Annotated in this window: 16 protein-coding genes; all 16 read right to left on the bottom strand. The window is 69.9% G+C overall.

Annotated features, from left to right (window positions below):
• Positions 1-34 precede the first annotated feature (34 nt).
• Positions 35-334 carry an NADH-quinone oxidoreductase subunit NuoK gene (gene nuoK / locus CCN37_RS27820; RefSeq protein WP_086826397.1) on the bottom strand — a complete coding sequence of 100 codons (300 nt, stop codon included), beginning with the start codon at positions 332-334 and terminating at the stop codon, positions 35-37.
• Positions 331-1,161 (bottom strand): NADH-quinone oxidoreductase subunit J, encoded by an 831-nt coding sequence (locus CCN37_RS27815; protein ID WP_086826394.1) that lies wholly within the window; start codon positions 1,159-1,161, stop codon positions 331-333. Before CCN37_RS27815 ends, nuoK begins: the two co-directional genes overlap by 4 nt.
• Complete coding sequence (gene nuoI, locus CCN37_RS27810; RefSeq protein WP_086826392.1) at positions 1,158-1,706, bottom strand: NADH-quinone oxidoreductase subunit NuoI; 549 nt, start codon at positions 1,704-1,706, stop codon at positions 1,158-1,160. The genes CCN37_RS27815 and nuoI overlap by 4 nt, the downstream gene beginning before the upstream one ends.
• Positions 1,693-3,069 (bottom strand): NADH-quinone oxidoreductase subunit NuoH, encoded by a 1,377-nt coding sequence (gene nuoH, locus CCN37_RS27805; protein WP_086826390.1) that lies wholly within the window; start codon positions 3,067-3,069, stop codon positions 1,693-1,695. The genes nuoI and nuoH overlap by 14 nt, the downstream gene beginning before the upstream one ends.
• Entirely contained in the window at positions 3,066-5,531 is a 2,466-nt protein-coding gene (locus CCN37_RS27800; RefSeq protein ID WP_086826388.1) for an NADH-quinone oxidoreductase subunit G, read from the bottom strand. Before CCN37_RS27800 ends, nuoH begins: the two co-directional genes overlap by 4 nt.
• Positions 5,528-6,832 (bottom strand): NADH-quinone oxidoreductase subunit NuoF, encoded by a 1,305-nt coding sequence (nuoF, locus tag CCN37_RS27795; RefSeq protein WP_086826386.1) that lies wholly within the window; start codon positions 6,830-6,832, stop codon positions 5,528-5,530. Before nuoF ends, CCN37_RS27800 begins: the two co-directional genes overlap by 4 nt.
• Positions 6,833-6,839: 7 nt before the next feature.
• Positions 6,840-7,625, bottom strand: coding sequence for an NADH-quinone oxidoreductase subunit NuoE (gene nuoE, locus CCN37_RS27790; RefSeq protein WP_086826384.1), 786 nt, complete (start codon positions 7,623-7,625; stop codon positions 6,840-6,842).
• Positions 7,622-8,935, bottom strand: coding sequence for an NADH-quinone oxidoreductase subunit D (locus tag CCN37_RS27785; protein ID WP_086826382.1), 1,314 nt, complete (start codon positions 8,933-8,935; stop codon positions 7,622-7,624). The genes nuoE and CCN37_RS27785 overlap by 4 nt, the downstream gene beginning before the upstream one ends.
• On the bottom strand, positions 8,932-9,684 hold the full coding sequence (locus CCN37_RS27780; RefSeq protein WP_086826413.1) for an NADH-quinone oxidoreductase subunit C: 753 nt from the start codon (positions 9,682-9,684) through the stop codon (positions 8,932-8,934). Before CCN37_RS27780 ends, CCN37_RS27785 begins: the two co-directional genes overlap by 4 nt.
• A 5-nt stretch (positions 9,685-9,689) precedes the next feature.
• Complete coding sequence (locus CCN37_RS27775) at positions 9,690-10,241, bottom strand: NADH-quinone oxidoreductase subunit B family protein (RefSeq protein ID WP_086826380.1); 552 nt, start codon at positions 10,239-10,241, stop codon at positions 9,690-9,692.
• A gap of 3 nt (positions 10,242-10,244) precedes the next feature.
• Complete coding sequence (locus CCN37_RS27770; protein ID WP_086826378.1) at positions 10,245-10,610, bottom strand: NADH-quinone oxidoreductase subunit A; 366 nt, start codon at positions 10,608-10,610, stop codon at positions 10,245-10,247.
• Positions 10,611-10,833: 223 nt separating this feature from the next.
• Complete coding sequence (locus CCN37_RS27765; protein WP_168200892.1) at positions 10,834-11,532, bottom strand: ESX secretion-associated protein EspG; 699 nt, start codon at positions 11,530-11,532, stop codon at positions 10,834-10,836.
• A gap of 173 nt (positions 11,533-11,705) precedes the next feature.
• Positions 11,706-12,476: an ESX secretion-associated protein EspG gene (locus CCN37_RS27760; RefSeq protein WP_086826373.1), complete on the bottom strand. Its 771-nt coding sequence runs from the start codon at positions 12,474-12,476 to the stop codon at positions 11,706-11,708.
• 261 nt (positions 12,477-12,737) lie between these two features.
• A complete protein-coding gene (locus CCN37_RS27755; RefSeq protein WP_086826371.1) occupies positions 12,738-14,033 on the bottom strand; it encodes a geranylgeranyl reductase family protein in 1,296 nt (431 codons plus the stop codon).
• Between the two features lie 98 nt (positions 14,034-14,131).
• Positions 14,132-14,824 carry a demethylmenaquinone methyltransferase gene (locus tag CCN37_RS27750; protein WP_086826369.1) on the bottom strand — a complete coding sequence of 231 codons (693 nt, stop codon included), beginning with the start codon at positions 14,822-14,824 and terminating at the stop codon, positions 14,132-14,134.
• Between the two features lie 17 nt (positions 14,825-14,841).
• The gene (locus CCN37_RS27745; RefSeq protein WP_086826367.1) at positions 14,842-15,948 is read right to left on the bottom strand and encodes a glycosyltransferase; all 1,107 of its coding nucleotides are present in this window, start codon (positions 15,946-15,948) and stop codon (positions 14,842-14,844) included.
• Positions 15,949-16,019: the final 71 nt, after the last annotated feature.

Genomic DNA, 16,019 nt, shown 5'->3' with positions numbered 1-16,019 from the left:
CTCGGCGAGATACGTACTCGTCACCTCTGGCCCCTCAGTACTTCAGCAGGTTCGCGTCGTCGACCGAGGCCGAGCGGCGCGTCCGGAAGATGGACATGATGATCGCGAGCCCGACGACGACCTCGGCGGCCGCGACGACCATCACGAAGAACGCCATCACCTGGCCGTCCAGCCCGCCGTTGATCCTGGCGAAGGTGACCAGCGTCAGGTTCACCGCGTTGAGCATCAGCTCCACGCACATGAACACGACGATGGCGTTGCGCCGGACCAGCACGCCGACCGCGCCGATGGTGAACAGCAGCGCCGAGAGCAGCAGGTAGTGGGTGGGACTCACCTGTCCCCCTCCTTACCGGTGAGAGCGTGCGCGTCGGGGCCGGGGTTGGTGCCCGCGACCTCGGCGACGTCGGCCTCCAGCGTCTTGCGGGAGGTGGCCTCGATGAGCTCGGAGACCGACTCCGGGGCGACCGAGCCGTCGGGCAGCAGCGCGGGTGTCGCGACCGAGTTGGCGGTGGCGAAGACACCGGGGCCGGGCAGCGGCGACGGGCGGTCGTGCTCGCCGCGCATGCGCATCTCGACCATCTCGCGCTGGGTCTTGCGCTCGGTGTGCTTGCGGTCGACGAAGGCCAGCACCATGGCGCCGAGCGCCGCGGTGATCAGCAGTGCCGAGGTCAGCTCGAACGGGAACACGTAGTCGGTGAAGACCGCGCGCCCGATGTTGCCGACGTTGCCGCCGTTGGTGGTGTTCGCCTGGGCGAGGCCGCGGGCGGGCACGTCGGTGAGCGCCCGCGCCAGCGCGGTGACCATCAGGACGCCGAAGCCGATGCCGAACAGCGCGGCGGCGAAGCGCTGACCGCGCAGCACCTCGACCACCGAGTCCGACGCGTCCCTGCCGACCATCATCAGCACGAACAGGAACAGCATCATGATCGCGCCGGTGTAGACGATGATCTGCACGAACCCGAGGAACGGGGCCTGCTGGACCATGTAGAGCACACCGAGGCCGAGCATGGTGAGCACCAGCCACAGCGCCGAGTGCACGGCGTTGCGGGAGAACAGCATGCCGAGCGCACCGGCGAGGGCGAGCGGGCCGAGCACCCAGAACGCGACGGCCTCGCCCGTGGTGACCTCGCCCGCCTGGGCGAGCAGAAGCGCGGTGTTCACGCCTTGGCCCCCTCGCCGCCGTCGGCGGCCGGCTGCTGGCGGGCCAGTGCCGGGCCGTTGACGTAGTAGTCGGTCTCGTTGTCACCGAGGCGCATCGGGTGCGGCGGCTGCTCCATGCCGGGCAGCAGCGGCGCGAGCAGCTGCTCCTTGGTGTAGATCAGGTTCTGCCTGCTGTCGTCGGCCAGCTCGAACTCGTTGGTCATGGTGAGCGAGCGGGTCGGGCAGGCCTCGATGCACAGGCCGCAGCCGATGCACCGGAGGTAGTTGATCTGGTAGTCGAGGCCGAAGCGCTCACCGGGCGAGTAGCGCTCGTCCTCGGTGTTGTTGCCGCCCTCGACGAAGATCGCGTCCGCCGGGCAGGCCCACGCGCACAGCTCGCAGCCGACGCACTTCTCCAGCCCGTCCGGGTGCCGGTTGAGCTGGTGCCGCCCGTGGTAGCGAGGCGCGGTGACCTTCTTGACCTCGGGGTACTCCTCGGTGACGACCTTCTTGAACATGGTTCCGAAGGTCACGCCGAAGCCCTTGACGGGATCAAAGAACCCCATCGCTGGCCTCCTTGTCCTTGCCCTTGGCCGACTCGGAGTCGCTGCCCGAGGGGGTCGCGTCGGGAACGTTCGGGGAATGCTGCTTGCCGGTGATCTCTCCGCTGGAGCCCGCTCCGACCTTGGCCTCCACCGGGACGGCGGCCTTGCGCTTGGGCGGTTTCGGCACGCTCAGGTCCAGCGGCGGAACCGGGAACCCGCTGTGCGCCATGGGGATCTGCGGCCCCTCCTCGACCTGCCGGTCGGGGATGAGGAACGCGATGATCAGCAGCACCACGAGCACGCCGCCGCCGATCATCAGCACCTGCTGCGGGGTGACGCCCTGGTTGCGGATGGTCTTGATGGTGGCGACCGCGACGATCCACACCAGGCTCGCCGGGACCAGGAACTTCCAGCCCAGCTTCATGAACTGGTCGTAGCGGTAGCGCGGAAGCGTGCCGCGCAGCCAGATGAAGCCGAAGAGGAAGGCGAAGGTCTTCATCAGGAACCAGACCAGGCCCAGCCAGCCGTCGTCGATCCACGGCACCAGCGTCGCCAGGCCGAAGGGCGCGTGCCAGCCGCCGAGGAACAGCGTCGTGGCCAGCGCGGACACGGTGACCATGTTGATGTACTCGGCGAGGAAGAACAGCGCGAACTTCAGCGAGGAGTACTCGGTGTGGAAGCCACCGACCAGCTCCGACTCGGCCTCGGGGAGGTCGAAGGGGGCGCGGTTGGTCTCACCGACCATGGAGATCACGTAGATCACGAAGCTGACCGGCAGCAGCAGGGCGAACCAGCCGTTGGCGTGCTGCGCGTCCACGATGCCCGCGGTGGACATCGTGCCGGAGTACATGATCACCGCGACGATGGAGAGGCCCATCGCGATCTCGTAGGAGATCACCTGGGCCGCCGAGCGCAGCGAGCCCAGCAGCGGGTACGGCGAGCCGGAGGCCCAGCCGCCGAGCACGATGCCGTAGACGCCCAGCGAGGAGCAGGCCAGCACGACCAGCACGCCGACCGGCAGGTCGACCAGCTGGAGCGCGGTCTGGTGGCCGAAGAAGCTGACCTCGCCGGCCAGCGGGATCACCGAGAACGCCAGGAAGGCGGGGACGCAGGAGATCACCGGGGCCAGGAAGAACACCCACTTGTCGGCCAGCACGGGCCGGATGTCTTCCTTGAAGGCCAGCTTGAGGCCGTCCGCGAGGGACTGCAGCCAGCCGCCGGGGCCGACCCGGTTGGGACCGGGGCGCTGCTGCATCCGGCCGACGGCCTTGCGCTCCCAGTTGATCATGAACAGCGTCATGACCACGAGCAGCGCGAAGATGCCGACGACCTTGATGATGCTGATCCAGAACGGGTCGTTGGCAAGGAGTTCTGGAGTGCTCACGCGTTCCCTCCGTCAGCAACCGTCACGGTCACGACAGCGCCGTGGCCCGCGCCGAGGGTGCGGCGCACGGTGGAGGTCCCGGAGTTCCCGGGCAGCCACACCACGCCGTCGGGCAGGTCGGCGACCGCGAGCGGCAACGTGATCGCGCCGCGCTCGGTGCGCACCGTGACCTCCGTGCCGTCGGTGGCGCCGAGCTTGGCGGCGGTCTCCGGCGAGAGCCTGGCGACCGCAGGACGCGCGGTACCGGCCAGGTTGGGCTCGCCGTCCTGACCGCGACCGTTGTCCAGCATGCGGGTCCAGCTCGCCAGCACGGCCTGTCCGGCGTCGGCCCTCGGGGCACCGCCGCTGGCCACGCTGGGCGCGGCCGGACGGGCACCGGTGTACTCGCCGAGGCGGGCCAGATCGCCGGCGGAGGCGGCCGGGGTCTGCGTGAACAGATCCGCGTCCATCTCCATCGCGAGGCTGTCCAAGATGCGGCAGTCCGGCATCACGTTCGGCACCGAGAGACCCGGCTCGAAGGACCGGCGACGGCCCTCCCAGTTCAGGTAGCTGCCACCGCGCTCGACCGCCGCGGCCACCGGGAGCACCACGTCGGCGCGGGCGGTGACGGCGGACTCGCGCAGTTCGAGCGAGACCAGGAAGCCGACCCGGTCCAGCACCTTCTCCGCGAGCGCGGGGTCGGGCAGGTCCTCGGGGTCGACCCCGCCGACGACCAGCGCCGTCAGGTCACCGGTCAGTGCGGCGTTGAGGATGCCGTCCAGGTCGCGACCGGGCGCCGCGGGCAGCGCGCCGGACTCCACGCCCCAGGCCAGCTCGACCTCGGCGCGGGCGGCGGCGTCGGTCACCGGGCGACCGCCCGGCAGCAGCGTCGGCAGCGCGCCGACCTCGACCGAACCCCGCTCACCGGCGCGGCGCGGGACCCAGGCGAGCTTGGCGCCGGTGGTCTCGGCGAGCCGGGTGACGGCGGAGAACAGGCCGGGGACCTCGGCGGCGCGGACGCCGACCAGGATCACCGCGTTGTCCGTGCCGAGCGCTTCGCGGACGTCGGCGCCGTCGTTGTGCGTGCCGAGCGCGTCGACCGCAGCGGCCTCCGCACCGGGGGTGCAGGCCAGCAGCTGACCGAAGCTCTTGCGCACGCTGGAGGTCGTGTACTGGCCGAGGTGGAAGACCTTGGTCTTGTTGTTCCTGGCCGCCTTGCGCAGGCGCAGGAACAGGATTCCGGCCTCCTCCTCGGGCTCCAGGGCGACGCACAGGACGGCGGGCGCGGCCTCGATGCCCTTGTAGGTCACGCCGTTCTCCGGCGTGGTGCCCACGACGCGAGCAGCCAGGAACTCCAGCTCCTCCGCGGAGTGCGGGCGGGAGCGGAAGTCGATGTCGTTGGTGCGCAAGGCAACGCGGGCGAACTTCGAGTACGCGTAGGCGTCCTCGACGGTCAGCCTGCCGCCCGGCAGCACGCCGACGCCGCCGTTCTCGCGGGCCTTGGCCAGGCCCTCGCCCGCGATGCGCAGCGCGTCGGTCCAGGACGCTTCCTGCAGCTCACCGGTCTCCGCGTCGCGCACGAGCGGGCGGGTGATCCGGTCCGGCTGCGTCGCGTAGGTGAAGGCGAAGCGGCCCTTGTCGCACAACCACTCCTCGTTCACCTCCGGGTCCTCACCGGCGAGGCGGCGCTGCACCTTGCCGCGGCGGGTGTCCACGCGGGTCGCGCAGCCGCCGGCGCAGTGCTCGCACACACCCGGCTTGGAGACCAGGTCGAACGGGCGGGAGCGGAAGCGGTACGCGGCGCTGGTGAGCGCGCCGACCGGGCAGATCTGGATGGTGTTGCCGGAGAAGTAGCTCTGGAACGGCTTGTCGTCGGCGACACCGATCTGCTGCATCGCGCCGCGCTCGAGCAGGTCGATGAACGGGTCACCGGCGATCTGCTCGGAGAAGCGGGTGCAGCGCTGGCAGAGCACGCAGCGCTCGCGGTCAAGCAGGACCTGGGTGGAGATCGCGATCGGCTTGGCGAAGGTCCGCTTCTTCTCCTCGAAGCGGGACTCCGCGCGACCGTGCTTGAGCGCCTGGTTCTGCAGGGGGCACTCGCCGCCCTTGTCGCAGATCGGGCAGTCCAGCGGGTGGTTGATCAGCAGCAGCTCCATCACGCCCTGCTGCGCCTTGTCGGCGACGGGCGAGGTGAGCTGCGTCTTGACCACCATGCCGTCTGCGACGGTCATCGTGCACGAGGCCTGCGGCTTCGGCATCGGCCGACCGCCCATTTCCACCTCGACCAGGCACTGGCGACAGGCACCGGCCGGTTCGAGGAGGGGGTGGTCGCAGAACCGAGGGATCACGGTGCCCAGGCGCTCGGCCGTGCGGATCAGCAGTTCGCCCTTGGGGGCCACCACATCCACGCCGTCGATGGTCAGGCGCACGTGGCCTTCGGGAACGGGCGGCTGGTCCTGGTTCTTCTCAGGAGCCACGGTCATGAGCTTGCTCCCGCCAGCTCGGGCTGTGCGTCCGCGGCGTTCTGCTGCTGGCACAGCTCAAGGAACTCGTGCTTGAAGTACTTGATGGCACTGGTGATCGGGCTCGTCGCACCGTCGCCGAGCGCGCAGAAGGACCGGCCGAGGATGTTGTCGCAGATGTCGAGCAACGTCTCGATGTCCGAGGGCGAGCCCTCACCGCGCACCATGCGCTGCAGGATCTGCGTCAGCCAGAACGTGCCCTCGCGGCAGGGGGTGCACTTGCCGCAGGACTCGTGCTTGTAGAACTCGGTCCACTTCATGACCGCCCACGGCACGGACACGGTCTCGTTGAAGATCTGCAGCGCCGTGGTGCCCAGCATCGAGCCCGCCTGCGCGCAGCCCTCGAAGTCCAGCGGGACGTCGAGGTGCTCGGCGGTGAACATCGGCGTCGACGAGCCACCCGGCGTCCAGAACTTCAGCGGGATGCCGTCCTTCATGCCGCCCGCCATGTCCAGCAGCTCGCGCAGCGTGATGCCCATCGGGGCCTCGTACTGGCCGGGCTTCTCCACGTGGCCGGAGAGCGAGAAGATCTTCGGGCCCGGGGACTTCTCCCGCCCCATCGCGCGGAACCAGTCGGAGCCGCCGTTGACGATGTAGGGAACCGAGGCGATGGTCTCGACGTTGTTCACCACGGTGGGCGAGGCGTAGAGACCAGCGGTCGCGGGGAAGGGGGGCTTCAACCGGGGCTGGCCGCGACGCCCTTCGAGGGAGTCCAGCAGCGCGGTCTCCTCGCCGCAGATGTAGGCGCCCGCACCGGCGTGGACGACCAGGTCGAGGTCGAAGCCCGAGCCGAGGATGTTCTTGCCGAGGTACCCGGCGGCGTAGGCCTCCTGGACCGCGGCGTTGAGGCGGCGGATGCAGTGCAGGACCTCACCGCGCACGTAGATCGCGCAGAAGTTCGCGCGGATCGCGAACGAGGTGATGATGCAGCCCTCGATCAGCGAGTGCGGGTCCGCCATCATCAGCGGGATGTCCTTGCAGGTGCCCGGCTCGCCCTCGTCGGCGTTGATGACGAGGTAGTGCGGCTTGCCGTCGCCCTGCGGGATGAAGCTCCACTTGAGGCCGGTCGGGAAGCCCGCGCCACCGCGCCCGCGCAGGCCGGAGGCCTTCACGAGCTCGATCAGCTGGTCCGGGTGCGCCTTCAGCGCCTTGGGGAGAGCGGTGTAGCCCTCCAGCTGCTCGTAGGTGTGCCGGGTCCAGGAGTTCGGCGACAGCCAGCGCTTGGTCAGAACCGGTGTCAGGACGTGGTTGTTGTCGGTCATCGCGCCCTCACTTCTTTTCCGGCAGCGCGGGCAGCGGCGCGTCGTCGGGCATGGACGGCGCGGTCCAGCCGCGCTCCTGGGCGAGCTTGGCGCCGCGCACGGTCTCGATCGACGCGGACGGTCCGGCGTTGTCCGCCGGGTCGCGGCCGTCGAAGAACCCGGCCAGCTGGAGTTCGGCCTGCTTGAAGTCGGTCAGCGCCGCGCCGCGGGTGGGCGCGGGCTTCTCGCCCTTGCGCAGCTTCTCGACCAGCTCGGAGGCGGACTCCGGGGTCTGGTTGTCGTAGAACTCGTAGTTGACCTGGAGCACCGGGCCGAGGTCGCACGCGGCGAGGCACTCGGCGTGCTCCAGCGTGATCGAGCCGGGGGTGCCGGGCTCGCCAGCGGTCTCCTCGTGGCCCAGCGGCTTGCCGTCGCTGCCCAGCTGCTCGCGCAGCTTGGCGTAGATGGCGTCCCCGCCCAGCGCGGCGCAGAGGGTGTTGGTGCAGACGCTCACCAGGTGCTCGCCGCACGGGCGGCGCTTGTACATGGTGTAGAACGTCGCGACCGCGCTGACCTCAGCGGTGGTCAGGTCCAGCTGGGTCGCGCAGAACGCGATGCCCGCCTGGCTGACGTGGCCCTCCACCGACTGCACGAGGTGCAGCATGGGCAGCAGCGCCGACCGCGCGACCGGGTAGCGGCCGATGATCTGCTGCGCCTTCTCGACGATGTCGTCACTGAAGACGTCGGAGACCTGCTTGTCAGGGTCGACCCCTGCAACAGTGTCCACAGTGGACTCCGGCTGAGTCGTTGTCATCGGTCCACACCGCCCATCACGGGGTCGATCGAGGCGACGGCCGCGATGACGTCGGCGACCTGGCCGCCTTCGCTCATCGCGGGCATCGCCTGGAGGTTCACGAAGCTTGGTTCGCGCACGTGGACGCGCATCGGCCTGGTGCCGCCGTCGGAGACGAGGTGGTAGCCCAGCTCGCCGCGCGGGGACTCGATCGGCACGTAGACCTGGCCGGCCGGCACGTCGAAGCCCTCGGTCACCAGCTTGAAGTGGTGGATCAGCGATTCCATCGACTGACCCATGATCTTGCGGACGTGCTCCAGCGAGTTGCCCATGCCGTCGGCGCCGATGGTCAGCTGCGCGGGCCAGGCGATCTTGGCGTCCTCCACCATGACCGCGCCCGGCTCCAGCTTGTCCAGGCACTGCGCGACGAGCTTGAGCGACTCGTGGATCTCGGCGAGGCGGATCTTGTAGCGGGCGAAGCAATCGCCAGCGGTCTCGACCGGGACCTCGAAGTCGTACTCCTCGTAGCCGCAGTACGGCTCGACCTTGCGCAGGTCCCACGGCAGACCCGCGGAGCGCAGGATCGGGCCGGTGAGGCCGAGCTGCAGGCAGCCGTCCAGCGGCACGTAGCCGACGCCCGCGAGGCGGTTCTTCCAGATCGGCTGGCCGGTGAGCAGCTTGTCGTACTGGGGCAGGCGGGAGTCCATGACCTTGATGAAGTCGCGGATCTTCTGCTCATAGCCCTCTGGCAGGTCCTGCGCGACACCGCCGGGCCGGATGAACGCGTGGTTCATCCGCAGGCCGGTCAGGAACTCCAGGAGGTGCAGCACCTCCTCGCGCTCGCGGAAACCGGCGGTCATACCGGTCAGCGCGCCCAGCTCCATACCGCCGGTGGCCAGGCAGACCAGGTGCGAGCTGATGCGGTTGAGCTCCATCAGCAGCACGCGGATCACCTGGGCGCGGCGCGGGGCCTCGACGCCGAGCAGCTTCTCGACCGCCATGCAGTACGCGGTCTCGTTGTGCAGCGGCGCCAAGTAGTCCATGCGCGTCACGAAGGTGACGCCCTGGGTCCAGGTGCGGTACTCGGCGTTCTTCTCGATGCCGGTGTGCAGGTAGCCGATGACCGCGCGGCCCTGGGTGACGATCTCACCCTCGAGCTCCAGCACGAGGCGGAGCACGCCGTGCGTGGACGGGTGCTGCGGCCCCATGTTGATGACGACGCGCTCGTCGTGCGTGGCGTCGGAGAGGACGTCGTCCCAGTCACCGCCGCTGACGGTGTAGACCCGTCCCTCGGTGGTGTCGCGGGAGTCCGCGTAGGAGTCGGTGCTCATGAGTACGACCTCCGCTGGTCCGGGGGAGGGATCTCCGCGCCCTTGTACTCGACCGGGATGCCGCCGAGCGGGTAGTCCTTGCGCTGCGGGTGACCGTCCCAGTCGTCCGGCATGAGGATGCGGGTCAGCGCGGGGTGGCCGTCGTAGACGATGCCGTACATGTCCCACGCCTCCCGCTCCTGCCAGTCGGCGGTCGGGTAGACGCCGACGACGCTCGGGATGTGCGCGTCGTCGATGTCGACCGCGACCTCCAGGCGGATGCGGCGCCGGTAGGTCATCGAGGTCAGGTGGTAGACCGAGTGCAGCCGCTGCGGCACGTCCACGCCGTAGTCGACGCCCGACACCGAGCTGCACAGCTCGAAGCGCAGGGCGGCGTCGTCGCGGAGCAGGGTGCACAGCTCGACCAGGTCCTCGCGGCGCACGTAGAACGTGATCTCGCCGCGGTCCACGGTGATCTGCTGGACGGCCTCGGTCGGCACGCCGCGCTCGGCCATGGCCGCGGCCAGCTCGTCGACGAACTCGTCGAACCAGCCGCCGTAGGGGCGCTCGGCCGGGGCGGGCACGTGGGCGGGCAGCCGCAGGCCGCCGAAGCCGGAGGTGTCGCCGGAGCCGCTGATGCCGAACATGCCCTTGCGGGCGCGACCGGCGACGACCCCGCCGCGGTCTTCGTGCTCGCCGAACACGGCGGGCTGAGCGGCAGCCACGTCGGCGTCGTAGCCGCCGACCGGCTTGTCGTCCGCGCTACTCATCTCGCTCACTTCTTCTTCGCGTAGCGGACCGAGGACGGGATCAGCTCGGTGCGGTGGCCCGATTCGGCCAGCAGCGCGGCCCGCTTGGGCCCGAGCGGCTCGTCCATGATCTTGGCGTGGATCTTGAGGATCGCGTCGATCAGCATCTCCGGGCGCGGCGGGCAGCCCGGGAGGTACATGTCGACGGGGACCACGTGGTCGACGCCCTGCACGACGGCGTAGTTGTTGAACATGCCGCCGGAGGAGGCGCAGACGCCCATCGCGAGCACCCAGCGGGGCTCGGGCATCTGGTCGTAGATCTGGCGCAGCACCGGCGCCATCTTGTTGCTGACCCGCCCGGCGACGATCATCAGGTCCGCCTGCCTCGGCGAGGCGCGGAAGACCTCCATGCCGAAGCGCGCCAGGTCGTAGCGGGGCGCGCCGGTGGTCATCATCTCGATCGCGCAGCACGCCAGTCCGAAGGTGGCGGGCCACAGCGAGGACTTGCGGGTCCAGTTGACCAGCTTCTCGACGCTGGCCAGCAGGACGCCGTTGGGGAGCTTCTCTTCAAGACCCATTGCTCAGCTCCAGTCCAGGCCGCCGCGGCGCCACACGTATGCGTAGGCGAACCCGACGGTCGCGATGAACAGGGCGATCTCCACCAGGCCGAACATGCCCAGGGCGTCCGCGGAGACCGCGAACGGGTAGAGGAACACCATTTCGATGTCGAACAGAATGAACAACATCGCCGTCAGGTAGTACGCGACGGGCATTCGACCGCCGCCGACGACCGGCTGGGGCGAGGGCTCGATCCCGCACTCGTACGCGTCCAGCTTGGCCCGGTTGTAGCGGCGGGGGCCGATGTACGGCGCCGCCGTGACCGAGAAGACCGCGAAGCCCGCGGCCAGGACGAACATGAGTACGAGGGGGATGTAAGGCTGGAGCACTCTCTCCGCCGTCCTTTCCTCATCCGCGCTCGTCAACAGCCCTGTCGGGCCGCTGCCAGGGGGCAGCCTAAGGGTGTCTCTGAACCGCTTCTGTAGTTAGGCGCACCTAACCTGCAACGCGCTTGTGAACTGCTTCACAAGAGCCTCGCGCAGGAGTGTAAGACGTCACATCCACGCCTGCTGGACGGGGGCGGGAGCGCTGCGCCGAGCGGCCGAGGGCGCGCTAGGCGAACAGGGCGCGGAGCTGGGAGAGCAACGCGGCGGGAGCGGCCGGAGCGAGCGCGAGCTGACCGTCCGCGGTGGTGATCGAATAGCGCCCGGCGGGCGTGTCGAGCCAGGTCACGGGCACTTCGGAGACGCGGGTCCCGGTGCGGTCGGGGGTGCGGGAGACCGTCGTGGCCCTGCCGAAGGCGGTCGCGGTTGAGTACACCGCGAAGAACTCCGCGTTGCCCGCGGCGCCCTCGCCAGCACCGGCGTCGTCGGCGGCGTTCCTCGGCCCCGGCACGAGCGCGGCGGCGCGGGGCGGGATCGCGGCCATGGCGCTCTCGGCGGCGTGCGCGGGGTCGATCCAGCACAGTTCCACGGCCTCGCCGCGAAGGACCGCGCGCAGCCCCTCAGGACCGCGCGTGAAGCAGCCGACGCGGGTCTGGCCCGGCACGTCGGCGTAGACCACGGCCAGTTCCTCGTCGAAGTCGGAGATCACCCGCAGGGCCGCCGCCAGCTCAGGGCCCACCTGGTTCTCGCGGCCGAGGCCGTGCTGACCGAGCCATCCCGTGGTGTGGCCGCCCTCGTCCGCCGCGTGCCCCAGCACCACCAGCGGGAACGGCATCGCGCCGAGCCCGAGCAGGTTCCAGCACCGTTCGTAGACCTGGACCGGGATCGGCGGCAGGCTCACACGGCGACGGACTGCGGAGATGGACACGATGGGCATCCCAGCCTCGGGCTCGGACTCTCGCCGGAACACGGGAATCGTTCCCGTTACGGCTCACCGTGAGGAATGGAACCGTGGGCGAGCGCACCGCACAAGCACCGAGAACCGATCGGGCGAATCCTCCGGCCGCTACTCAGGTAAGTGCCGCAATTAGCGCTCAGCGGCTACGAGAAAGGGCCGCTGAGCAGGCCGGAGAGGTGCTGGGAAACGGTTCCGGAACAGGCGGCGGCCAGCGACATCCACCCACCGGAGTGCGTGATGGAGTACCGGCCCTCCGGCGTGTCCAGCCAGGTCACGGGCGACTGCGCGACGAGTTTGCAGCTGCGCGGGTTTGACGGGCGCAATGCGCTGGCCTGACCGACAGCGGTTGCGGAGGCATAAATGTCCAGGAAGCGTTCCGTGTCCGCGCGACCGGTGTCGGCGATCACGCCGAAACGCTCCCAGTGCCGCCCGGCGCGGGCGAGGTCGTCGGTGGCGACCCGCACCGGCGACGCCGTTCCTGGCCCGTACTCCGGCACGACCGCGAGGGCGCTGGAGGCCAGCAGCTCGTTCTCGATCCACTCCAGCTCGACGGTGTCGGCGCGCAGCACCGCGCGCAGCGAGCGACCGCCGCGCGCGAACCCGCCGATGCGCGTCTGCACGTCGTGCTCGGTGTAGACGACGGCCAGCTCCATGTCGAAGTCGGCGATCGTGCGCAGCGCCTCGGTCAGCTCGGGGCCGATCCGGTGCTCGTCACCGAGGCCGTGCTCGCGCAGCCAGTGCGCGGCGCGCGCCTCGACGGCGCCGTGGTCGTCCGGGTCAGCCGACGTGCGCAGCACGACGAGCGGGAACGGCATCACGCCCAGTCCGAGCCGCGCCCAGCACACCTCGTAGACCGGTGCGGGGATCGCGGGCAGCGCGGTCCTGACCGGTGACGTCCAGGAAGTGCTCGTCATGGCACTCAGCACAGTGACCTTCTCCAGGCTCGGCTTGCTTCGCGTGGGAATTAACTACCACGGCAATCGCCGAGCAGACTCATATCGTTTCAGGACCTGATTCACGCGAATGAACCCCGGGTTACCCGACGACAACGTCGCGACCAGGGGAAATCTTCCCGTGATAATTCCACTACGGCACGGTGACGTGCGGATGCCCAACTCCGGACATCGTGGTTTAAGGAAGACTTGAGACAAGCCGCCAAGAAACCAAATGTGTACTCAGGCGCTCGGCGCCAACCGAACAGCGGTCGCCACGAGCTTGTCGAGCGCGTCGCCGTCCTTGGGGTCGTACAGACCCGCGAGCAGCTTGAGCACGAGCTTCATCAGTCCGTCCATCGGCAGGCCGTACTTGGTGGCCGTCTTCATGACGTGCGGGTTGCCGATGAGCTTGCTGAAGATGTTGCCGAGCCGGTAGTAGCCGCCCAGCGCCTGCTTGATGGCGACCGGGTAGCGGCCGAGCGCCCGCTCGCGACTGGGGCCCTCGGCGCGGGCGAGCGCGTGCACGACGCACTCCGCCGCGATGCGCGCGGACTCCATGGCGTAGGCGATGCCCTCGCCGTTGAACGGGTTGACCATGCCGCCCGCGTCGCCGACCAGCAGCAGGCCGTTGCGGTAGTGCGGGGTGCGGTTGAAGCCCATCGGCAGCGCGGCGCCGCCGACCTTGCCGAGCGCGTTGGCGTCGCGGAAGCCCCACTCCTCCGGCGTTCCGTCCAGCCACGACTTCAGCAGCGCGCGGTAGTCGGTCTTGCCGTAGGCCTTGGACGTGGACAGGATGCCCAGCCCGACGTTCACGGTGCCGTCGCCCATGCCGAAGATCCAGCCGTAGCCCGGCAGCAGCTTGGGCTCGGCCGGGTTGCTGCGGTCCCACAGCTCCAGGTGCGACTCCAGGTAGTCGTCCTTGGTGCGCGGGCTCTCGTAGTAGCGGCGCACGGCCACGCCCATCGGGCGGTCCTCGCGCTTGTCGAGGCCGACCGACAGCGCGAGCCGGGCGGAGACGCCGTCGCAGGCCACGATCAGCGGCGCGCGGTAGCTCACCGGCTTCTTGTCCGGTCCGGTCACGGCCTTCACGCCGATGACGCGGCCGGTGCGCTCGTCGGTGATGGCCGACTGCACGGTGGTCTGCTCCAGCAGCCGCGCGCCCGCGTGCTGGGCGGTGCGGGCGAGCATCTCGTCGAAGTCCTGGCGCGGGCGGACCACGCCGTAGGGCGGGAAGGTGGCCAGGTCCGGCCAGTCCAGCTCGATGGTCCGGCCGCCGCCGACCACGCGCAGGCCGCGGTTGTGCAGCCAGCCCGCCTTCTCGGTGGTGTCGATGCCCAGGTCGATGAGCTGCTTGACGCCGCGCGGGGTGAGCCCGTCGCCGCAGACCTTCTCCCTGGGGAAGGAGCTCTTCTCCAGCAGCAGGACGTCCAGACCGGCCCGCGCCAGGTAGGTGGCTGCGGTGGAACCGGCCGGGCCTGCGCCGACCACGATGACCTCGGCGTCCTCGCCCGGACGACGACGGCTTGACGTGATCATGGGTCTCCTTGTGAAAGCGTTCACGAACCAGGTCCGAGTCTAGGCGAACCGAGAGCGGGCCACGGTGTGCTCCGCGAAACGGTCCGGCGCGCGCCGCGTCAGGGTTTGACAGCCCGGTGCAGCGCGACCACCCCGAGGTTCAGCGGCCGCCACGCCACCTCCGACCACCCGGCGCGGGAGATGATCTCCGCGAGTTCCCGCTGGCCAGGCCATGCGCCCATGGACTCGGCGAGGTAGCGGTAGGCCTCCGGGTTGGACGAGACCGGGCGGGCCAGCAACGGCAGCACCGGCAGCCCGAGGCGCTGGTAAAGGAACCGGAACGGGCGAAACTGGGGTTGAGAGACCTCACAGATCACCATCCGCCCGCCGCTGCGCACGACCCTGGCCATCTCCCGCAGCGAGGCCTCGGTGTCGACGAAGTTGCGCAGCCCGAAGGTGACCGTGACCACGTCGAAGGAGTTGTCGGCGAAGGGCAGCCGCATCGCGTCGGCGGCGACCATCGGCACGTCGCGCCCGATCTCCTTGCCGCGCTCCAACATCCCGAGCGAGAAGTCCGCTGCGACGCACCAGGCTCCGGAGCCGGTGTACTCGACGGTGGAGATCGCCGTGCCCGCGGCCAGGTCGAGCACCCGCTCCCCCGGCTTGAGGTCCAGCGCTCGCGCCGTCTTGCCCCGCCAGCGCCGGTCGAACCCGACCGTCATCACGGAGTTCGCGCGGTCGTAGCCATGGGCCACGCCGTCGAACATCTCGGCGACCTCGCGTGGCTTCTTGTCCAAACCGGCCCTGACCATGCGAGGAGCCTAGAGCCTCAGCGAAGCGCGTCGAGCATGCCGTCGACCGCCGCGGCCCACGGGAAGCACTCCGCGCGGTCCCTCGCGGCGGCGCGGCGCTCCGGCTCGGGCAGCGCGAGCACCGAGGCGACCGCGTCGGCGAACGCGGCCGGGGTGTCGTCTGCGGCCACCGCCCCGCTGCCCGGCCGCACGATCTCCGGTAGCGCGGAGGAGCCCGAAACCACGACCGGTGTTCCGGACGCGAGGGCTTCGAGCGCGGCGAGGCCGAACGTCTCATGGGGTCCGGGAGCGAGCGAGATGTCCGCTGTGGCAAGGAGATTGGCCACCTCCTCGCGCGAGTCCAAGAAGCCCAGGAAGGTCACCGGCAGCCCGTCGGCGAGTTCCTCCAGCGCTCGCTTGCGCGGCCCGTCCCCCGCGATCACCAGGCGCACGTTGTGCCCGCGCCGGCGCAGCTCCCGCACGGTCTCCACGCTGCGGTCGACGTGCTTCTCCGGCGACAACCGTCCACAGTGGACCAGCAGCGAGTCCGCGTCGCCGAGCAGCCGCGCGTGCAACGAGTCGTCGTAGTTGCCCGGGTCGAAGGTGTCCAGGTCCACGCCGAGCGGGACCTGGCGCAGGTTCACCGCGCCGATGCGGTCGAACTCCTGCCTCGCGAAAGCCGTGGTGCACACCACGTTCGCGAAGCTCCGCGCCATCCAACCGTTCGCCACGTCCGCCGCCCAGCGCGCGGCTCGGGGCGGCAACAGGAACTGCTCCAGGATGCGGTCAAGGCGCTCGTGCGAGATCACCACGCTCGACACCGCGTTGCGGCTCGCCCAGCGCCCCAGCCCGCGCAACGTCGCCCGGTCCGACACCTCGATCGCGTCCGGCCTCAGCCGGTCCAGCCACGCCCGCACGCGAAACGGGTCCAGCACGCGGTAGCCGCCCATGCCCGGAACCGTCGGCCCGTACAACGTGATGCGCCGAACCCCGCCCGGCAGGTACTCGACGGAGTGCTCCGGCCCCGGAACGATCAGCACCACCTGGTGCCCCCGCTCCACGTAGCCCGGCCCCAGGTGGTTCAACGCCGTGCGCAGCCCGCCGGAACGGGGCCCGTAGAAGTTCGCCAGCTGGACGATCCGCATGCCCCCGAGCCTCCCACCACCACTTCATCCCACCCCCGCACCCCCTCCCCGCCTTAAGCCCTGAACGACCC

It is taken from the genome of Allokutzneria sp. NRRL B-24872 (assembly GCF_002155965.1).
Taxonomy (GTDB): Bacteria; Actinomycetota; Actinomycetes; order Mycobacteriales; family Pseudonocardiaceae; genus Allokutzneria.
This window is presented reverse-complemented; position numbering and strand designations above follow the sequence as displayed.